Source organism: Paenibacillus polymyxa (assembly GCF_015710975.1).
Lineage (GTDB): Bacteria > Bacillota > Bacilli > Paenibacillales > Paenibacillaceae > Paenibacillus > Paenibacillus polymyxa.
Genome location: NZ_CP049783.1, coordinates 5,749,723 through 5,769,532 on the forward strand (window position 1 = coordinate 5,749,723; position 19,810 = coordinate 5,769,532).

Consider the following 19,810-nt stretch of genomic DNA (forward strand, 5'->3'; position numbering starts at 1 on the left):
TGCGTATGTAGTCCAATTGATTAACGAATAAGTTTACGTATATAGTGCCACAACCGGGACTTGGAAAGCAAAAAAACCTGCTCCCAGCGATCCGGCCAGTTGGTACAGATCATCAATTCAGGATGCAATGAGGACAATCTCCGCATGATACGCCGGTCATCCACCGTCCACGCCATGACCGTAATCCCCCGCCCGATCAAATCTTTCAAGAGCTTTCGGTCCAACCGTGGATAACCCATAGATAAAAATGTACATTGTAAATTTTCTAATTGCTTTGCCAAATCGTCTGGACGCGCATCAATAATCAGCCCGGTACGGATTTCGGGTGCCAGTTCTTTTGCTCGGCGCAAGGCCGCACGCTCAAAAGAGGTTAAAACCACCTCACCCTCCATCCCCCTCATTATAATTTCACGAAGGACGGCTTTCTCTAGTCCCGGATACATATCACCAGCAGTTTTGAGCTCAATATTGAGCGATACACGTCCCTGGCACAAATCAAGCACTTGGGCGAGGGACGGAATAGGTTCCCCGTGATATTGTGCATTTTTCCAGCTACCTGCATCGAGTCGTTGTAAGTCTTTCCAGTCTGCATCCTTTACTCTTCCCGTACCGTTCGTCGTTCGCTCCAGCGTAAAATCATGAATGACGACCGGAACACCGTCCTTTGACAGCTGTACATCCAGTTCAATCCAGTGCACAAAAGGCTGTTCCAGCGCAAGCTTAAAGGCTGCCATCGTGTTCTCGGGAGCAATCCCCGAGAAACCGCGGTGAGCCACACACATATGATTCATCCCGTTATGACCTCCATTCACAAAGGAGTCGCTCATACGATCGTTCCGTCCATGTCCATATTAACAATTTCTTTCTTACTGCTACTGAACGCTTACCGTACCATCCACACCTATCGAGACATTGCTTGGTGACAGTGCCGCTACTTTCTGCAAAATTTTGCTGGCCTCCGCATCCTTCAATGGAATCGGTTGACCCAGGTCCGCTCGGTAAGGGGTCAGCTTCATCTTACAGTCCCCGTTCCGGGTACAGGTGGCCTGAAATATCGCTGTATCCCAGGTGGCTGGCACCGTTGATTTAGAAAAAATAAAATTGCCTGTGCTGTATGCAATCCATTTGCCTTTATATTGCTCAATCCCTTGTAGCACATGAGGATGACCGCCAACGACAAGATCAGCCCCAGCGTCAATAAAAGCGTGAGATAACTCAGTTTGATGGGGCTCAAGTGCAGTGGCTCGCTCCTTGCCCCAATGGGCAACCACAATCACCAAATCAGCCTGATTTCGTGCCTCACGAATGGACTTTACGATAGCGGTCGAATCATAAGCCCCCGCTACACCGGGCTGCTGGGCACCTGCATTCCAGTTGGCTTCAGGCATGACACGTGTAGCCCCCAACAACGCAATTTTAATCCCGTTACGTTCAAAATAATGCGGTGCATACGCTTCTTTGGCATTGCGTCCAGCTCCAGCATGGGCTATACCCTTTTCATCCAAATAGTTCAGTGTATCCAGTAATCCGCTTGTCCCCTGATCCAAAATATGATTGTTGGCCAAATTTACAGCATCGATCCCTGCCGCTGCCATTGCAGTTAGCGCCTTGGGCGAAGATTTATACACATACGTTTTATTTAACGCACCAACGCCATTAGTGGTCACCGGTGTTTCCAAATTGGCAATCGTTAGATCGTCTTTATGGAACAAGCTCCCGAGATATTGGTATGGAAAATCAAACCCATTCTGCTCCAACCTCTGCTCAACTTTACCAGAGAACTGCACATCCCCTATGAAGTGAAGTGTAACGGCTGGAGAATTGCCATCATCGTTGTTTGCATCCTTCTTTGGCGAATTCTCCTGAGCTTGCCTTTCTTTCTCCGAAGATGATTTTGCTCCTGAAGAGCTGCCTTCGGAGGCATTGGTGTCGGGCGTTGTCACGGGAGAACTGCTTGTGTCTGGAACGGTAGATTCCTTCGTTTCATTAACTTCTTCACTTCCTGAGGGAGTAGGGTACTCATCATCATTAGCAGACCCCGTTTGAATGTTCTTTTCAGTTTGCGAATACTGGGCGTTTTCCGCAAGAGAATCACTACTATCGCGTTCAAATATGTAATAATAACCGAAAAGACCTACGATCATTAGCAGCAAGACTAGATTCGTAATGATCCAAGCCTTGCCTATTTTTGGTTTTTTTGCTCTCTTTCGACCTTCATTTCTCTGTGACCTGGGAGGGTACATTCTTCACTCCTTCTATGCTACTACATATGCATGAATTCCTTATTAGCTGGCGAATTTTACACCTTCTCCATTATATATCAAATTTCTATATAAATAGAACCCCTCGCCTGGATCGCGAAGGGTTCATTATCGAACATTTATACCTGTACCTTAACGGCTTCCTGCTGTGCCGCTTGAACAGCATGGGAAGCCCATTCCTTGGCCTGACGGATACAGTCCGGCAAACCGATCGCATCATAGCCAGCGCCTAAAACGTACACCCCTGGCATCGCACTGCGCAGCTCTTCCCGCAGATCAGCTATAGCCTGTGGGTGCCCCACCGGATATTGCGGCATGGAATGACGAAGTCGCGTAATTTCTGTGAATAGCGGAGTTGCTGTAACTCCCATCATCTCTTTCAAATCCTTGCGGACCACCGCAATCAGCTCATTATCCGGTAATTCTACTGTTTCTTCAGCACCTGCTCGCCCTACATAACAACGCAACAGTACCTTATCGTCCGGGCTGGTATGTAGCCATTTGGCGGACGTCCACGTACATGCAGTCACGCTACGTCCTTCCTTGCGAGGAACCAGAAAACCGGAGCCGTCAAAGACGTTTTCAATATCTGTTTTATCAAAGGCCATGACTACGTTCGCTACGGATACATATTTTACAGCTTCCAGTGCAGTCACATTTACATGATCTCGCAGTAGCGGCGCAGCAGCGAAGTTAGGAGTCGTTACAAAAATATCGTCTGTCTCCAGCGTCTCTCCATTGTCCAACATAACGCAATAGGAACTTCCTTCATTTTCAGTCTTCTTTGTGAATTCGGTAACAGCAATTCCGGTGCGTAAATCACAGTCATACAAATCATTCAGCAATGCATGCACCAAACTTTGCAAGCCTTGACGGAAGGTCAAAAAAGCGCTTTTCTTGGTACCTGTATGCGTTTCAGCAGGTTTTCGACCTGTCATCATTCCGTGAATGAGGCTTCCATATTGCTGCTCCACCTCAGCAAACTGTGGAAAAGTAGCCTGCAGACTTAGCGTCTTCATGTTGGCAGCATAGATTCCCGCCAGCAGTGGCTCGGTTACATTCTCCAGCACTTCTTTGCCCAGTCGGCGTTCAATAAAATCACCCAGCGCCTCATCTCCCGGTTCACGACGAGGCGGAATGACAAAATCCATCATAGCCCGCATTTTTCCACCTAAAGAGATCAAGCCGCTGCGTAAAAAGGGTTTCAGCTCTGTTGGAATGCCCAGCACCAGCCCAGGAGGCATCGGATGAAGCCGACCTTCATGCAAAATATATGTCTTTTTAGCCTCAGGATTCGTGCTTACAAGCTCATGATCCAGCTCCAACTCTTTTGCCAGATCTATCATAGCCGTTTTCCGGGCCAAAAAGGAATCTGGCCCCTTTTCAATGACAAAACCATCTTTATGCAATGTTTCAATTTTTCCGCCCAGCACAGAAGCTTTCTCCACCAGCGTAATTCGAGGTGTGTAGCCAGCTTCTTTGTACATTTTCCGTGTATAAAAAGCAGTGCTAAGCCCGGTCAAGCCTCCGCCTACAATTACAATATTACGTACCTTTTGCTCCATTATGTCCTCATCCCTTTTTCCATTGGTCTATGATGACATCACTAAGCGTCTCCATATACAGTGGGTCACTGTTGAGTGAATCAATACGCTGAAAACGCATATCCAGTTCCTTTGCCAAAGCCTGTGCTTCAATATCCAGGTCGTATAACACCTCTAAGTGATCAGAAACAAAGCCGACTGGAGCAGCCAGCACATACTCCACTTGCTCTTCCTTCAGACTGTGCATGGTATCCAAAATATCTGGTCCTAGCCATGGTTCTGCTGTACGGCCTGCACTTTGCCACGTAAACTGCCAGTTGGTAATTCCCGCCTTATCCGCAACAGCCTGCGAAGTAGCCATTAATTGCTCCACATAAGGATCACCCATAGCCAAAATCCGCTCAGGCAAGCTGTGCGCACTGAACAGAACTCGAACTTCGTCCCGCTTGGCTCCCGCTTCTTCAAAAAGCGCCAGTTTCGCATTCACACGCTCAGTCAGCGTCTTGATCAGCTTTGGATGAAGATAATAGCTCTCCACAAAGGATATGGCCAGATCCAGTTCCTGTGCCTTAGCCTGTGCACGCTTGATGTAAGAGCCTACACTCATAACGGAATAATGCGGAGCCAGCACGACACCCACCGCCGTACGAATGCCATCTTGCACCATCGCTTCGACACCGTCCTCAATAAACGGCTTGGCGTGTTTGAGCCCCTGATAACAGACAAATTCTATGTCCGGGTTGCGATTTTCCTGATTTAAGGTTTCCTGCAGGTTGTGAACCTGTCGATCTGTGTTCTGACGCAACGGAAACACGCCGCCCACAATGGCTTCGTAGCGATCTTTTAATTCTTTTAACTGCTCCGGTGAGGGAGCATGACCACGGCGAATATGTGTATAATACGCTTCAACCTGGTCCAGACTCTCCGGCGTCCCGTAGGACATGACCAGTACACCCACTTTGGTTTTCATTGGCAGATCCCTCTTATCTTTTCTAGTTGTATTTAGTTCTTTGACAAAACAGAGCGAGAATACTCATGTACATAATCGGTAAGCTCTCTTAGCTTATCTAGCGAGGCTTCAGGAAATAAGCCGTGACCAAGATTAAAAATGTAGCCCGGCTCCAGAATGCCTTCATCTACAATGGTTTTTGCATACTGCTTGATCACATTCATCGGCGCAGTAAGTACATAAGGGTCCAAATTCCCCTGTACTCCAAAACTGTTACCCAAGCGACGACGGCCTTCAGGTATACTTACCCGCCAGTCCAGTCCAATCACATCGGCTTTTACCCCGCTCAAATACGGAAGCAATTCACCGGAGCTTACGCCCGGAAAATAAATTTTAGGCACATTCAGATCAGATAACTCATGGAAAATACGTACAATGGTCGGCAACACAAAAGTTTGAAAATCATAAGGCGAGAGTGCACCTACCCAGCTATCAAACAATTGAAAAGCCTTACCACCGTTAGCGATATGGGCCCGCACGTATGTAATAACCATATCCCCTAGCTTATCCATCAAACGACGCCACAGTTCAGGCTCTCCATACATCATCGCTTTGGTGCGAATATATCCCTTGGAGGGTCTTCCTTCTATTAAATAGCTTGCAATAGTAAAAGGCGCTCCAGCAAACGTGATCAATGGCACGTTCAACTCACGGTCTAAAATACGGATGGTTTCCAAAATATGACCCAAATCGCGTTCTACATCAATCGGACGCAAGTTGTCTACGTCTGCAGCTGACCGGATCGGATTATCAATAACCGGGCCAATATTTTTGACAATATCAAAATCAACCCCTAGCGAGGCTACCGGATTCATAATATCAGAATATAAAATTGCAGCGTCCACCCCAAGCTTGCGGACGGGCATCAACGTCACTTCTGCGGCCAACTCGGGCTGGCGACAAATTTCAAGCAGCGTATATTTTTCCTTAATTTTGCGATACTCAGGGTCATACCTTCCGGCCTGCCGCATGTACCATACGGGAATATGATCCACAGCTTGCTTGCGGCAAGCGCGGATAAAAGTATCATTGTAGGTCATGACTTCAGCCTCCAGTTCGAATCATAAATACTATATTTTATTATGCCCTTTTTCAAGAGTCGTAACAACCGCCGCTCTCAAACAAACCATGACAAACCCATGACATTTGGATAAAGTTTCAATGAAGTGTGCTATACTAGAGAAATGGCTTTTTTAAAGCTCCGGGTAAGTTATACATGAATAAGTACCTTTACAACAGGATGAGAATGGCAGAAAGGAAGTGAAAGCACATTGAAAACGTGGGAGACGTGGAAAATCAATCTCATTGTGCTTTGGTTCGGTCAGTTTCTGGTCAATGCGGGAATTACAATGATTACTCCGTTCCTTGCCCTGTATTTGGCTCAAGACCTCCATGTGAAGGGCGAGCACGATATAGGACTGTGGGCAGGAGTTATTTTTGCAGCTAACTTTTTGACCTCGTTTATATTTCAGCCATTATGGGGCAAGCTGGCCGACCGATATGGACGTAAAGTCATGCTGCTTCGCTCAGGCTTTGGCATGGCTCTGGTCATCGGGTGTATGGGTTTGGTCACCCACCCATGGCAACTGCTGGCGCTTCGCCTGCTAAACGGTACAATTTCGGGTTTCAACCCGGCTTCTATTTCCCTAGTGTCGGGTACCACTCCCAAAGAGCGAACCGGATTTGCTATGGGAATTATGCAATCCGGTCAAATGGCTGGCACGATTCTCGGCCCTTTGCTAGGTGGATTTTTGGCTGACTGGGTGGGATTCAGACCGATCTTTTACATTACAGGAGCTCTTATTTTCCTTGCCTCTCTAATGGCAATGTTTTTGGTTAAAGAAAATTTCAGCAAAGCGGAAGCCGCACGAATTCCACAAATTTCGGTTCTTGCCGGATTAAAGGAGCTAAGCCATACGCCCCAGCTTCCGGCTTTGTTCACCGTAACGTTCTTACTCCAGTTTGCTATGATCAGTACCGTTTCTCTGCTACCTTTGTATGTGCAAAAGCTATATGGCTCGGCAGAAGGAATTGCACTGGTTGCCGGATTCGTTACCGCTATTACAGGCGTATCCAATATGGTAGCCGCACCGCTCCTTGGACGATTAAGTGACAAAATAGGAGCACACAAGATCTTGACAATCGCACTGCTTGGAACGGCAGTTATGCTCATTCCGCAAGCTTTTGTTAATGAAGTATGGCAGCTTGTCATTATCCGTTTTTTCATGGGTGTGTTTATGGGCGGTCTGCTACCAAGCGTAAATGCGCTGATTCGCACCTATACACCTGAAGGAATGGAAAGCCGCTCTTTCGGATTCAATACCAGTTCGCTGGCGCTCGGGAATATGCTGGGTGCGGTCATTGGCGGAGTGCTTTCCGGATTTATCGGCATCGAAGGACTGTTCATTATGTCTGGTGTGCTGCTGATCGTCAATATCATCTGGGTACGTATGAAGCTTTTTGATCGTAAGGCTACGCCTCATTTCAGGTAAGACAACCTTCAGGTAGGACAGCCTGCCTTAACAGACAAGAACCTCCGCTCCACGCTGCTGTGGATAAGGAGGTTCTTTTTGGTATAGCTACATTTAGGGACGCCCGTTACTTCACTCGTGCCAATGCCAATCCATCATAAGCTGGCAAAAGTGTACTGACTAGCCGTGGGTCCGTTGCTATCGTTTCGTTAAAACGTCTCACGGCCTGTACGGCAGGTCCGTTCTTGTCTGTGTTCAGTGTCCGTCCCCGAAGAAAACAGTTATCTCCAGCAATTATAGCGCCTGGATTGGCCAGTGCAATCGCATACTCTAGATACACTGGGTAATTTTCCTTATCCGCATCAATGAAGAAAAAATCAAAAGTCTTTCCTTCTTCCTGAAGCTTCTTCAAGCTGTCCACTGCGGGTCCAATACGATACTCGACACGATCACCGTAGCCATTGTTTTTCATATGTTGATGAGCCAGCGCAGCGTACGCTTCTTTCAGCTCCAGGGACACGATGCGACCTTTCTCTCCCAGCCCACGGGCCAGGCATAATCCACTGTATCCTCCTAATGCTCCGATCTCCAGTACCTGCTGTGCACCAGAGACTTCAATGAGAAAGGTCAACAGCTTTCCATAGGGATGAGCAACCGATACCTCCGGCATCCCTTCTTTAACAATAGCCTCCCTAATGCTGCGCAGCGCCTCATCCTCCTGTACCAGCTGGTCTACATATTGTTCAGGTGTCATATTAGGTGTAATTTCCACGTTTCATCTCTCCTTCTTGCTTTATCATAACGCAGGTTGGACGCGGTGTCCTTCGTAAATTATTTGCCTTAACGATTTGTCTCTTCGAGTACAATGACCTATACTATAGGGATTGAACCAAGCTTACATGATTATGAGACGGAGTGAATACGTTTAATGACTCAACTGCAACTAATTGCAACTGCGCCGATGGGACTGGAAGCCGTTGTGGCCCGAGAACTCAGAGAACTGGGGTACACGGATCTGACCGTCGAGAATGGCCGCGTCGTTTTTTCCGGAGATTATAAGGATATATGCCGATGCAACCTGTGGCTTCGCACATCTGACCGCGTTCTTATTAAAATGGGCGAATTTGCTGCTACTACCTTCGACGAGCTGTTCGAGGGTACTAAGGCATTGCCTTGGCAGGATTGGATTCCTGTAGATGGTGAATTTCCCGTAGAGGGACGTTCACACAAATCACAGCTTAGTAGCGTACCAGCCAGTCAAGGAATCGTCAAGAAGGCGATTGTAGAAAAGCTCAAGGAAACCTACCATACAGACTGGTTTGCTGAAGATGGTCCTCGTTACGTCATTGAGGTCATCCTATTGAACGACCGTGCGCTGATAACGCTGGACACAACTGGTCCAGGACTTCACAAACGAGGCTACCGCAAGCTTGTTACAGAGGCGCCTCTGAAAGAAACAATGGCTTCCGCTCTTATTCAGCTTAGTCGGTGGAGCCCGGAGCGACCCTTCTATGACCCATGCTGCGGTTCCGGTACTTTATTGGTCGAAGCTGCTATGCAAGCCTGGAACATTGCTCCAGGCCTGAGACGTACCTTTAACTCGGAAGACTGGCCTGTCATTGGCAGAGAATTATGGAATCAGGCTCGCGACGAGGCGATGGATCTGACTCGTGATGACATTCCTTTTGAGATTGCAGGTAGCGATATCGACCCTAGCGCTATACAAGTTGCTGAAGCAGCTGTAAAGGCAGCAGGCTTTGCTAAAGACATCTCACTAAAGGTGCTGCCTGCCAGCAAGGTTAGGCTTGAGGGCCAGTATGGTGTGATGATTACAAATCCACCTTACGGCGAAAGACTGAGCGAGCAAGCCGAGGTGGAAAAGCTGATCCGTACACTTGCACGCACGGCAGCCGAAATGAAGACTTGGTCCTTCTTTGCCATCAGCTCCACCAAGCAATTTGAGCATTATTGGGGCCGCAAAGCCGACAAGCGCCGTAAGCTGTTTAACGGCCGAATTGAATGCCAATACTATCAGTATCTGGGTCCTCTGCCTCCGCGCCGCAAAGATACTTCGCCGTTGCAGTCCTAAATGTTCGAGATATAGGCCAGGAAACGAACCCTTTGTTCGTTGTCCTGGCCTCATTTGTGCCGTGTTTCTTTACTTAATCATTGAAATGCGCAGGATGAGCGCTATAATAATTAAAGGCATTTCGGTTTTAACATTACGTTAATGTGTAGTTTATACTAGCCGAACATTTCTGCCGGAGGGGGTAAAGTGTTGGTTATTCGCACGACCAGTGCAAGACGCACTGGTAACATGTTCAGCAGACTGCTGCTGTCTCAATATTTCGGTTTAGTTCTGTTTTTTGTACTTATGATTGGCAAGCTTGTACTGATTCACTATAACCTGCATGCCCAAAATATCGACATGAATCCGCTGGATTATGTCATTGCTATTGGGTCGCTGTTGCTTGTAAGCTTCTGGACCTTGTGGCTGCCACGTCGCGGACGTTTGATTGCTCTTGTGGTGCTCGATATATTGCTCACCGCGCTCATTTATTCCGACATGGTTTATTATCGGTATTTCCAGGATTTCATTACGATTCCCGTTTTGCTTCAAGCTGGACAAGTTGATTCTCTGGGTGGAAGCATCGCATCCCTTATGTACTGGTGGGATATTTTCTTTTTTGCAGACTGGATTTTATTCATTCCGTATGTCATATTCGTGGCTTCGTTACGGCGTCGGTTTACAACGAATGATCATTACTTGGAAGCATCACGAAGCTCTTTCACAAAAAAATTTCTGTTTCGCTTCTCCAAGGGGGCATTGGCTTTCCTGATTGGCTATGTTTTGACATTTGGACCGATCAAAATATATACCTCCACTTGGGCAACCGGCATATTTGTCGGCAACTGGTGGTCAATGGCCTTGTACAACGTAACCGGATTGATCGGATTTCATGGATATGATATCTACCGCTACGGTCAGGACCATCTTGGGCCACAGCCTACATTGGCTCAGGTGGAATCCGATAAAGATAAAGAATGGTTCAATCAACACCAGAAATTACTTCAGGTAAAAAATGATCTCTACGGCAAGTATAAGGGCAAAAATGTGATGGTCATCCAAGCTGAAGCGTTCATGAACTTTTTTATCGGCAAACAGATCAACGGTCAAGCAATTACGCCTAACTTTGACAAACTGACGAAAGAAAGTATGTATTTCAATAATTATTTCCATCAAACTGCACAGGGTCGTACATCGGACGCAGACTTCTCTACCCACGCTTCGCTGCATCCGCTCCCTACGGGTTCTGTATTTATCCGTTATGCGGACCATAAATTCGATACGTTGCCTTCCATCTTGAAGGATACAGGTTATAGTCCTAATGCGTTTCACGTGTACGACAGCAGCTTCTGGAACCGTTACACAATGTATAAGGCGATGAACTATGACAAGTTCTACAGTAAAAAGGATTTTAAAATAGATGAGCCCCTCGGCTGGTCCCTGGGAGACAAATCCTTTTTTAGACAAACGCTCAACGATCTCACAACCGAAGTGAAGCAGCCGTTCTACGCCTATATGGTCGGTATTTCCAGCCATCATCCGTACAACCTGTCACCTGACGCTGTAGATTTGGATGTTGGTGAATTTGAAGGTACGATGTTCGGAGACTATCTGAAATCCGTCCATTACGTGGATGAGGCTTTGGGTGAATTGGTAGATCAGATGAAGAAAGACGGATTGTGGGATAATACGATTCTAATGTTCTATGGGGATCACGACAATTCCATTAAAGACAAAGCACTGTATGAAAAGTTTTTGGGCAAGCCACTTACAGATTTGGACATGCAGAAAATCATGAATCAAGTGCCATTACTTGTGCATCTTCCTGACGGAAGCCAGGCAGGCACGTATACAGAACCGGCAGGACAGCTGGATCTGACGCCTTCCGTAATGCATCTACTTGGGATTTCTACAAAACCATATCATTTTATGGGTAACGATCTGTTTAGCGGAAAACCTCGTATGGTTGTGCTGCGTACTGGCGCTTTCACGGATGGACGAGTGTACTACATTCCATCTGAGGACGGTACATTCTCCAAGGGAACCTGTTACAATCTGAGTACAGGTCAACCTACAGATGTGAATGCCTGCGGGCCGGGCTATACTGAGGCTCTCAATCGATTGAACATATCCGATCAGGTCATCACATATGATCTTATTCGCGAATGGGAGACTGAAGCCAAGAAATAACAAAAATCCCGATCCATCAGCTTGTTAGGGCTGTGGATCGGGATTTTTGTATTGACAGTCATTGGACTGCGCTTGTTACCATTAACAAATACTCAGGAACGCAACGTTTTTTTAGCCTGATCAAGACGTTGTACCTCTTCACCAAGCATTTCCTCAGCAACTTCTACTGCATCGTCACCAAGGCTATCCTTTGCCTGCTGTATAGCTTGCTCCGCATGAGTGCGAGATTGCTCCGCTTGCTCAATCAGCTGTTCAGCCGGATGTGACAATGCCTGAGACACGGCATTATGGAGCTTGTCCACCGAGTTTTGTGTTTGAGCTTCGACACTGTGATTGTCGAGATTGGAATCATATTGGGCCATGAGTCACTCCTCCTTCTGGGCATGGTCTACATTCATTAGCATGGATCAGAAGGAGGGGAACTATTCAAAAGGTGCCAACGATGCGCACTCGAACTATTTTATAAAGCGTGCAGCCTTCTCTAATACTTCATCCTCTGTGGCCGCACTCACATAACGTCCGTTCACATACACAAACGCCCGTTTTCCACAAGGACCGCAATACGACTTGCAACCGATTTTGATCTCCGCATCGGGTGCCATCTTTTTCAACTTAGGCAAGATCGTTTTTAAGCGGATATGATTGCACTCATCACATACGCGAATATCATTGGCCATCTGTCATCCCTCCGAGCTCCGGCTTAGTGGTCGCCGTGATTACCTTGGGAAGGGTTAGTAATAACAAATCCTTCTTCGGGGAAGTACAAGTAATCAATTTTCACACCATCCAGCAACGGCTGACCGCTTTCCAAAATTACATCAATACCTTTATCTGTAGATACAACAGTATCTGTTTCCTTAGGCGTGTCCAAATCTAGCCCGTAATGAGCATGATCTCCATGAGCATGAGTAATAACAACGCGCAGGCTCTTCCCTTGGTTCTCTTCCTTATCCAATTCAAGCTTCAATACTTTAGCTGCATTACGAGTAATTTTGCAGTTCATTAAACTTCATCTCCTTCATATTCATTAAATGAAATGTGGTTCGATGGAAATATATCCACACCACACAACCTAGCGGATAAAATCAACAATTCCAAAAATTAGCCCCTCTCCTTGATGAAAAGAAGTTGTGCAGCATAGCACAAGGCAATATTCCTATTGTAAAGAAAATCGCAAAAAATCGCAATCACGAAAATCATAAGTTTACATCTATCGAACACGTACGTGCTGTTTTTCAATCACATCAGGATATTTTCGTTCAGCACGGGTGACGAACCAATTCATAAGCAATAACGTCACACCAATGTCGTCGATGGGCATAAATGGCATGACATCAGGCAGTATCCAATAAAGCAATACAGGCACCGCAAAAAGTAATTTTTCACCCAAAGGAATCCTCGAAGAGGTAATCAATCGGGGGATACGACGAAATACATGTGACCACTGACGGAGAGATAGTAGTTTTTTCCACTTCATAGGTTGTTCACTCCATTTCCAATGCTCCTAAGTATATATACCCTATGGAAGGGACAAGTAAAGAGGAACACGTGTAAAAAACGTGCTCCTCCTAATACGTGTAAATGATGCAATACGTTTCAGCAGGTCCAATCTGTTACCATGACAGCACCGTCGCCATTAACATGCCAACTTCTGCTGCAATATCCTCATAATCACGCATAGGCAGCGGATTTACGCCCAGACCAACTTCAACGGTAAATCCCGGTTTACCAAACCGTTGTATAAACCAATCCTTATACCCTGCATCGCTTCCCCCCAGCTTTACCGCCCGATACCCTGTTGCGGCAGCCAGCTGCAATGCCCAATCTCGGCTCTCCTTAGGCTCTAGATCCCGATAATTCCAATAGATTTCCTGTCCCTGGCTGTGTATGGATAATACCATGTCGAACTGTTCGCGCTCCGTTAGATCGGCAAGGGCCTTGGACTCTGGCTCAGACAAAGGTGCAGGTCCTGCATAGTCTCGTCGAGACGGACCTGTTTTACCGCGTCTGCGCACCTCCTCCTCCCAATACGCCGGAAACTGATCGTTGAGGTCAACACCGCGAATATTGGCCTTCCAGCCACGAAAATCAGCACGTCCTTCATTCCATTTTCTGAGTTCATGATACAGCGGATGAGTTGGGAGTACACCCTGTTGCACCAGCTCCACTCCATCTGGATTGACCATTGGTACCCCCCACAAGGATGTATGCTCCATTAAATCCTGCGGAGAGCCTCCATACACCCATGGATTTCCTGTCGGTTTCCTCCATTCATCGTGAAGTTGCCCAGCATCCCGTTCTCCAGCACCATCAATCCCTCGTGCATATTGTTCTATAAAACGCAGCAAACAAGGTGTCGTCAACCATTCGTTAGCATGTACAGAAGCGTTGGCATGAATTTTCCTCGTTCCCTGCCCAATCCGTATATAAGGGATATCCTTCCCCATGACACTGGTGCCAATGCTGCCAACTTCAATAAACGGAAATCTGTGGACCAATGCCTTCAGGTCTTCCATTAAATCTTCATAGCTATACTCTCCACGTAACCGTACAATCTGATCCCGATGGTCTTCAGGAATGATAATTATCTTTCCTTCCACGAAGTTATGCTCCGCAAGTCCCGAATTAGCGAGCCGCAGCTCATCAAGCTCTACACCGAACTGTTTGGCAATCTGTCTTGCATTCTCCCCAGACTGAATAACGTATTTACGATCCGTAGACGGACGAATATATAGCAATTGACCACAAATCAGATAGGGTTGCGTGGCGGCCCACGGATTATCTGCGATCAAAGTATCCGCCGATAGTTTAAAAGCCGAGGCGACCCGGTGCAATGTATCTCCTTTTTGAACGATATATTCCCTCATCTTACTACGCCCCTTCCATCTGCCTTACTGCATGTTATGCAGACGCTGCGTGTCTTGATGTAGCGAAAAGCAAAACAACCAACTTCTTTTGTCCAATGACAAAAAAGTTGGTTGTCTCGTTAATCCAGATGAGTGACTTGCCAGACAACAGGCGTTTGCCGAATCTGCTCCCCAAGCCACTGTGCGGCAATGCGCTGGAACAACTCTGGATCGCCGGAACAAAAAAGCTGATGCACTGGCGTTTCGTCCCCGGCCTCCAATTTGCCCTTGTTATACAAAATGGTACTTGTCTCTCGCGCTGTTTCATCTGCCGAGCTAATGAGCTTCACCGCAGGACCCATGACTTCCTGAATCGTTTCCTTCAAAAAAGGATAATGCGTACAACCAAGAATCAGACAATCAATCGTATACGTTTGAATAGGTCTCAATGATTCCTCCACAACCTGCGATGTCGTTTTGGAGCGGAACAACCCTTGTTCTACCAAAGGCACAAGCGCAGGGCAAGCGTGGCTCACCACGTCTACATAGGGAGACAACTGCTTGAGCGCAGCTGTATATGCTCCGCTTCGAATCGTACCGACAGTTCCAATCACCCCGACATACCCAGTAGCGGTCGCGCTGATCGCAGCACGAGCCCCAGGGTGGATAACTCCGATCACCGGAATGGATACCTTTTGGCTTATATACTCCAATGCCGCAGCCGTTGCTGTGTTACAAGCAATAATAATGACTTTCGGATTAAACTGAATCAGAAAATCAACCATTTGCTCTGTAAATTTTTTAACCTCTTCCGATGGTCGGGGACCATACGGGGTGCGCGCAGTGTCTCCAAAATAAATGATTTTTTCCCGCGGAAGCTGACGCATGACTTCTTTAACAACCGTCAGACCTCCTACACCGGAATCCAATATTGCAATCGCTTGCTGCACGTACACACCGCTTCCTTTTTTTGTTTAAATATGAGTTATTTCATCTCAGAAATCTATCCGTTGCTACATACTTTATGTCGTATTGGCGTAAAAGGTACCCCCAAAGATTACCCTAAAACGAGGAAGCGATCAACAAAAAGGCTTCATCCCAACGGGAGAAGCCACAAACTCAAGTTATAGTCAGTTGTTTCGCCTACGATATACGGACAGTTACAAAGCATCCTCTTCCTTATTCTCTTGATCAGGCACGGATGAAATGCTAACCTCTGGAACAATATTACTCTTTTTACGCCATTGACCTATTTCGTGAATGACGGCTGAGGCTGTTTCCTTAATTTTGTCAGTATACTCCATGGAGGTGTCTGAAATTTTCCCTGCAAGCTCCTGCCCCTTGTCACTCACGTGACGCGCCTGGTCTGTAATATCCTGACGCAGCTCGCGACCTGACTTAGGAGCAAATAACAACGCAGCAACCGAACCAGCAATACTGCCTGCCAACGCGCCACGGATAAAGCTTTTGTAGTTCTCCTTCATATTCATCTCTCCCTTGTGCCCGGGCGAATGCCCATCTGTTAATGCATTATAAGCATGGAGAGCCTGTCATGATACAGAGAACAAGCCAGAAAAATTTCTACTTATTTTTGGAGCGGATACGATACAAGCAGCAACGGCCTCCATCCGCCAAACAATCCTCACGGACAACCTCGGCATCAAGCAGCTCCTCAAACATTTGCTGTTCGCACTCACAAGCCTTGCGGTAACGATTGGCAATCTGAGAGATAGGACAATTGTACTCCATAATAGAGTAACTTCCATCCTCTTCCTCACGCCACTCTGCCATATAACCTGAAGCGTTCTGGATGCCCGAAAGCTTTTCTACACGTGAAGCTAGTGTAGACTCACTCTCGATGTGAGGGGCGTAGCGCTTCATCATTTTACGTTTTCTACCATCAAACAACGAGTGAACAGCTTCCATTCCCTGCTCTTCATCCAGCTCCTCTAACAGTTCCAGTAACAGATGATCATAATTACGAGGAAACTGCTCGCTTCCCTGATCGCTCAGGCTGTACAAAAACGTCGGACGTCCCATCGCCTGTCTCAGGATCGTAGCCACAATCAGACCATCCTGCTCCATCAATTTGAGATGCCTGCGCACCCCCATTTCGGTAATGCCCAATTGAGCTGCCAAGCTTCCGACGCCCACAGGTCCCTGGGTTTTCAATAGTGTTAAAATCATGCGCCTAGTGGGCATTTCGGGTACGATATACTTATCCGTCACTTTTGCCTTTACACTCCCTCGGGCTGAGGACCCAATTCCTTATTTAAATAATCGTGCACGCTAGATACAAAAAGCTCCAGCAACCCAGGCAGCTTAGGTGTGAGTGGGTGAAGGCTTGTCCGGTCCCAATAAAAATACTCCTGTACTAAGGGTTTGCGCAAGGCTACCAGCTCTAATAGTGAATGAAATACGGTATCATCCAATACACCTTCCTCATGAATGATACCGATAATGTCCTCATAGCTACTGGCGTCACGCATAATAAAACCGTCGATGATATAGCTCCCTACGTCCGTTACCGTCTCAATGGCCAGATGAAGACACCGCTCCTGCACTAGCCCCTGCAACAGATCGCCTTTCCAGGCGGCGGATGTCTGGCGAAGGCCGTCGACAATGTCGGGAACAGCCCCTAGTCGAAGCTCAATTTGTTCCCGGTTGACATAATACAAAGTTCTGCACCTCCAGTAACCGCTTTAGATTTCATAATCAACTGCGATAGATACATCCTTCACTTCATTCATGTGTACAATAATTTCCTGATGCACAGGGTGTACCTGATACGTTTGCAAGTCTTCCAATGTTTCTACCACAGCGGTAAGGGAAATATCATAAGAACGTTCCGAACGAATCACATCCGTACCTACTTCAAGTGACAGCAGCTCCTTGATCTTGCCAGTCATGCTGCGCAAAATAGATGCCGTATGTTCAATGCTTTCAGGGGAGCGGTCTTTCAATTTGAACAAAACAATATGTTTAATCATGCGTATAGGCTCCTTATCTTAAAAATGTTCTCTTGAAAATTTTATCATAACGCCCCACATACGGAAAGAAACTTTGTAATCTTAGCGATCTTTTCCACCATTTTTACCATCAGACTCCTTGTCCTTTAATAGGGCAAAAAAATTCTTAAGCTTCGGTGGTAGCGGCAGACCCATTCGTGAACAGTTCTCAGTAATCGAGATCAATTCGTTGGATAAATAAAAATACGTTGCCGCCCCCTTCATGATTTCCGTACCCATCAGAAGATCCATATGATGCGCCAAAGAAATCACCATGAGCATTAAAGCCTTTCTCGCCAACCCCCAAAAGCCAGCTTTACTGCTTAACCCTTGTCCAGTCTTCACGGCAGCAGCGACTCCAGTTACATAATCAACAGCCATGGCAACCGTGAATAGCACCATAAGCTGATTCCAGCCGCCAAAGGCAAACGTAATAATGGCTCCTGCGGTGGCACAAATCATACTAAACATACTCGGATTAATATTCATACCTGCTCCTCCTCTCGGGGCGGTTATTGTAATATATGCAGCGACGTCGTCACCCGTAAAGTCATATGACCTGTGCATAGATATCAATTCATAGATTCATATAAAACAAGCTGTGAAATTCACCATTTCCGAGCAAATACAATAAAAGCACCTTCAAAGCCCCTATAAAGGAGCGATAAAGGTGCCTTACTTATTTTTTGAGGGAATATAACAATTGTGCATCTACTTTATCCATAACGCTTTGTTTCTGCTTATCGTTATATAAAAAACAGGCTACCCCTCTCAAAAAATTGAAGTAGGGCAGCCTGCTTTCCTTTCAAATTTATTCAATTAACGGTGATCATTCCAAAAATTAAGCGGAGTCAGGTTATCATTTAACGGCTCGAACGAATATCCTTCTTTCTGCAAAGCCGCCATGATTTGTGGAAGCACCTTGATCGTAGATGGCTTATCATGCATAAGAACGACTGGTGTTCTGCCTTGCTTTTTCAATCTCTTAATATCACTGAGGACCGTCTGTACAAAATGCTCTGGATTTTTAGTATAACGCCAATCATTCGAATCTATGTTCCAGTCCCAAATATGATAGCCTGCACCCGTCAGTTGATCGCGGTATGCTTTCTTCAAATAGGGTTTGCTGCCATAAGGTGTACGAATCAAAGAAGTGCGTTTCCCTGTGGCCTTAAATAAAATCTCATTATCCTGATTCATCTCTGCCAATGCCGCTGCCGGGGATGCATAGATCTTTTTCACCTGGTGTGTCATCCCATGCAGGCCCAAGCCATGCCCCGCGTCTACCATTCTCTTCATTACTGCGCTATGTTGACGAATTTCAGGTCCCAACATGAAGAACGTAGCCTTGGCATTATATTTGTCCAGAATATCCAGCAGCTGCGACGTGTGCGCCGTTGGACCATCATCAAAGCTCAAATAGATTGTACGGCTGGAAGGCTTGGCATTTTCCGTGCTGCCTGTATTGCTAGTTTTGCCTGGCTTAACAGCTGCATACTGTTTAATTTCTGCCGCAAATGTATTCAAGAACTGAGCATCAGACAAACTAGCGTTTGCATTCTGAATTCGATACACATTACTCGTAGGAATCGTAATAGTGAAGCCAAACGCATCGGTCAAAGTGCGGATTGGCACCATCGTACATCCTCCACGCTCAAACACATCACCCTTGTTCAAATCCAGCGTAAAGCTGCGATTATGCCCAGTCAGCACCAATGTATTTCCATTGGCCGAAGTAGTAATGCCCATCTTTTGCCCCAGTGTCACGATAGGAACATACAACTTATCATTTTCCATTACGGGCTTAATTGTATTCGAATCTAGCAACACATCATTGACCCCAAGTAAAGGAGCCTTCGCTTGTGCACTCGCTGTATTCGTATGTATACCCAGCAACCCCAAACAACAGATTGCCATCAAGCATACAGCCATCCATTTTACTTTTAAAAGCTTCATCATTACACCATCCTGTGCTGTATTTTATAATGTGCGGGAGCTATCTCTAGCTTGTCTATGAAGTTATACAGACATGACGATATAGACATGGCAATATAGACATTCACTCAACATATAGAACATAAACGCATCTCAACCGACTGAACCGGACGTCTTTTGGCCCCCTATACATATTAATAGATTACCAGACTATAGTAGGTAAATATAGTAAAACAATTTGAAAACAATCTCGCAATCCATCTTACCAAATAAGTTACAAAGTTGTGAATAAATCGACTGAGTTAAAAAGAATACAAGTGAGTAGTATATCCTTTTAATGGAATTAGGGGCCTATCGGATGAAAATGAAGGTAAAGTGCTTGGAGCAAAATAGCAGTGGTATCTGAAGGTATTGTATATCTAATAGAATATGGAGTGTCGTAGAGGAGTATCATTTAACCCGTTTACTTGGTACTAGG

The 19,810-nt window shown here is 46.2% G+C and carries 21 protein-coding genes; 3 read left to right on the forward strand and 18 right to left on the reverse strand.

Annotated features, from left to right (window positions below):
- Positions 1-20: 20 nt before the first annotated feature.
- The 5 genes from G7035_RS26120 to hemE form a co-directional block, all read right to left on the reverse strand.
- Positions 21-791, reverse strand: coding sequence for a glycerophosphodiester phosphodiesterase (locus G7035_RS26120; protein ID WP_019686899.1), 771 nt, complete (start codon positions 789-791; stop codon positions 21-23).
- A gap of 81 nt (positions 792-872) precedes the next feature.
- Positions 873-2,243 carry a CapA family protein gene (locus G7035_RS26125; RefSeq protein WP_019686898.1) on the reverse strand — a complete coding sequence of 457 codons (1,371 nt, stop codon included), beginning with the start codon at positions 2,241-2,243 and terminating at the stop codon, positions 873-875.
- Between the two features lie 137 nt (positions 2,244-2,380).
- Complete coding sequence (hemG, locus tag G7035_RS26130; protein WP_019686897.1) at positions 2,381-3,826, reverse strand: protoporphyrinogen oxidase; 1,446 nt, start codon at positions 3,824-3,826, stop codon at positions 2,381-2,383.
- A 7-nt stretch (positions 3,827-3,833) separates the two neighbouring features.
- On the reverse strand, positions 3,834-4,775 hold the full coding sequence (hemH, locus tag G7035_RS26135; protein WP_016819709.1) for a ferrochelatase: 942 nt from the start codon (positions 4,773-4,775) through the stop codon (positions 3,834-3,836).
- A gap of 32 nt (positions 4,776-4,807) precedes the next feature.
- A complete protein-coding gene (gene hemE, locus G7035_RS26140) occupies positions 4,808-5,854 on the reverse strand; it encodes a uroporphyrinogen decarboxylase (RefSeq protein ID WP_019686896.1) in 1,047 nt (348 codons plus the stop codon).
- 231 nt (positions 5,855-6,085) lie between these two features.
- Here hemE and G7035_RS26145 point away from each other — a divergent pair, with 231 nt between their 5' ends.
- Positions 6,086-7,306, forward strand: coding sequence for an MFS transporter (locus G7035_RS26145; RefSeq protein ID WP_016819707.1), 1,221 nt, complete (start codon positions 6,086-6,088; stop codon positions 7,304-7,306).
- A 106-nt stretch (positions 7,307-7,412) separates the two neighbouring features.
- On the opposite strand, the gene G7035_RS26150 is transcribed toward G7035_RS26145, so the two are convergent.
- A complete protein-coding gene (locus G7035_RS26150) occupies positions 7,413-8,057 on the reverse strand; it encodes an O-methyltransferase (protein WP_019686895.1) in 645 nt (214 codons plus the stop codon).
- Between the two features lie 156 nt (positions 8,058-8,213).
- On the opposite strand from G7035_RS26150, the gene G7035_RS26155 reads away from it, so the two are divergent.
- Both G7035_RS26155 and G7035_RS26160 read left to right on the forward strand, forming a co-directional pair.
- Entirely contained in the window at positions 8,214-9,374 is a 1,161-nt protein-coding gene (locus tag G7035_RS26155) for a THUMP domain-containing class I SAM-dependent RNA methyltransferase (RefSeq protein WP_019686894.1), read from the forward strand.
- A 186-nt stretch (positions 9,375-9,560) separates the two neighbouring features.
- Positions 9,561-11,543 carry an LTA synthase family protein gene (locus tag G7035_RS26160; RefSeq protein ID WP_019686893.1) on the forward strand — a complete coding sequence of 661 codons (1,983 nt, stop codon included), beginning with the start codon at positions 9,561-9,563 and terminating at the stop codon, positions 11,541-11,543.
- A gap of 92 nt (positions 11,544-11,635) precedes the next feature.
- Here the strand turns inward: G7035_RS26160 and G7035_RS26165 are convergent, their stop codons facing one another.
- The 12 genes from G7035_RS26165 to G7035_RS26220 form a co-directional block, all read right to left on the reverse strand.
- Positions 11,636-11,905: a hypothetical protein gene (locus G7035_RS26165; protein WP_017425860.1), complete on the reverse strand. Its 270-nt coding sequence runs from the start codon at positions 11,903-11,905 to the stop codon at positions 11,636-11,638.
- A gap of 93 nt (positions 11,906-11,998) precedes the next feature.
- Positions 11,999-12,220: a YuzB family protein gene (locus G7035_RS26170; protein WP_013370463.1), complete on the reverse strand. Its 222-nt coding sequence runs from the start codon at positions 12,218-12,220 to the stop codon at positions 11,999-12,001.
- A 23-nt stretch (positions 12,221-12,243) separates the two neighbouring features.
- Positions 12,244-12,546: an iron-sulfur cluster assembly accessory protein gene (locus G7035_RS26175; RefSeq protein ID WP_013370462.1), complete on the reverse strand. Its 303-nt coding sequence runs from the start codon at positions 12,544-12,546 to the stop codon at positions 12,244-12,246.
- A 207-nt stretch (positions 12,547-12,753) separates the two neighbouring features.
- Positions 12,754-13,020, reverse strand: a complete 267-nt coding sequence (locus G7035_RS26180; RefSeq protein WP_017425861.1) for a hypothetical protein — start codon at positions 13,018-13,020, stop codon at positions 12,754-12,756.
- Between the two features lie 136 nt (positions 13,021-13,156).
- Positions 13,157-14,410, reverse strand: coding sequence for a M14 family metallopeptidase (locus G7035_RS26185; RefSeq protein WP_019686892.1), 1,254 nt, complete (start codon positions 14,408-14,410; stop codon positions 13,157-13,159).
- Positions 14,411-14,529: 119 nt separating this feature from the next.
- Positions 14,530-15,339 carry a glutamate racemase gene (gene racE, locus G7035_RS26190; RefSeq protein ID WP_019686891.1) on the reverse strand — a complete coding sequence of 270 codons (810 nt, stop codon included), beginning with the start codon at positions 15,337-15,339 and terminating at the stop codon, positions 14,530-14,532.
- Positions 15,340-15,549: 210 nt separating this feature from the next.
- On the reverse strand, positions 15,550-15,873 hold the full coding sequence (locus G7035_RS26195) for a YtxH domain-containing protein (RefSeq protein ID WP_016819698.1): 324 nt from the start codon (positions 15,871-15,873) through the stop codon (positions 15,550-15,552).
- A 97-nt stretch (positions 15,874-15,970) separates the two neighbouring features.
- Positions 15,971-16,618, reverse strand: a complete 648-nt coding sequence (locus tag G7035_RS26200) for a helix-turn-helix transcriptional regulator (RefSeq protein WP_016819697.1) — start codon at positions 16,616-16,618, stop codon at positions 15,971-15,973.
- A gap of 8 nt (positions 16,619-16,626) precedes the next feature.
- The gene (locus tag G7035_RS26205; protein ID WP_016819696.1) at positions 16,627-17,067 is read right to left on the reverse strand and encodes a DUF86 domain-containing protein; all 441 of its coding nucleotides are present in this window, start codon (positions 17,065-17,067) and stop codon (positions 16,627-16,629) included.
- Between the two features lie 24 nt (positions 17,068-17,091).
- Positions 17,092-17,379, reverse strand: coding sequence for a Dabb family protein (locus G7035_RS26210; RefSeq protein ID WP_017425864.1), 288 nt, complete (start codon positions 17,377-17,379; stop codon positions 17,092-17,094).
- 81 nt (positions 17,380-17,460) lie between these two features.
- Positions 17,461-17,886, reverse strand: a complete 426-nt coding sequence (locus G7035_RS26215; RefSeq protein ID WP_016819695.1) for a phage holin family protein — start codon at positions 17,884-17,886, stop codon at positions 17,461-17,463.
- 330 nt (positions 17,887-18,216) lie between these two features.
- Complete coding sequence (locus G7035_RS26220; protein ID WP_019686890.1) at positions 18,217-19,353, reverse strand: polysaccharide deacetylase family protein; 1,137 nt, start codon at positions 19,351-19,353, stop codon at positions 18,217-18,219.
- Between the last annotated feature and the right edge of the window lie 457 nt (positions 19,354-19,810).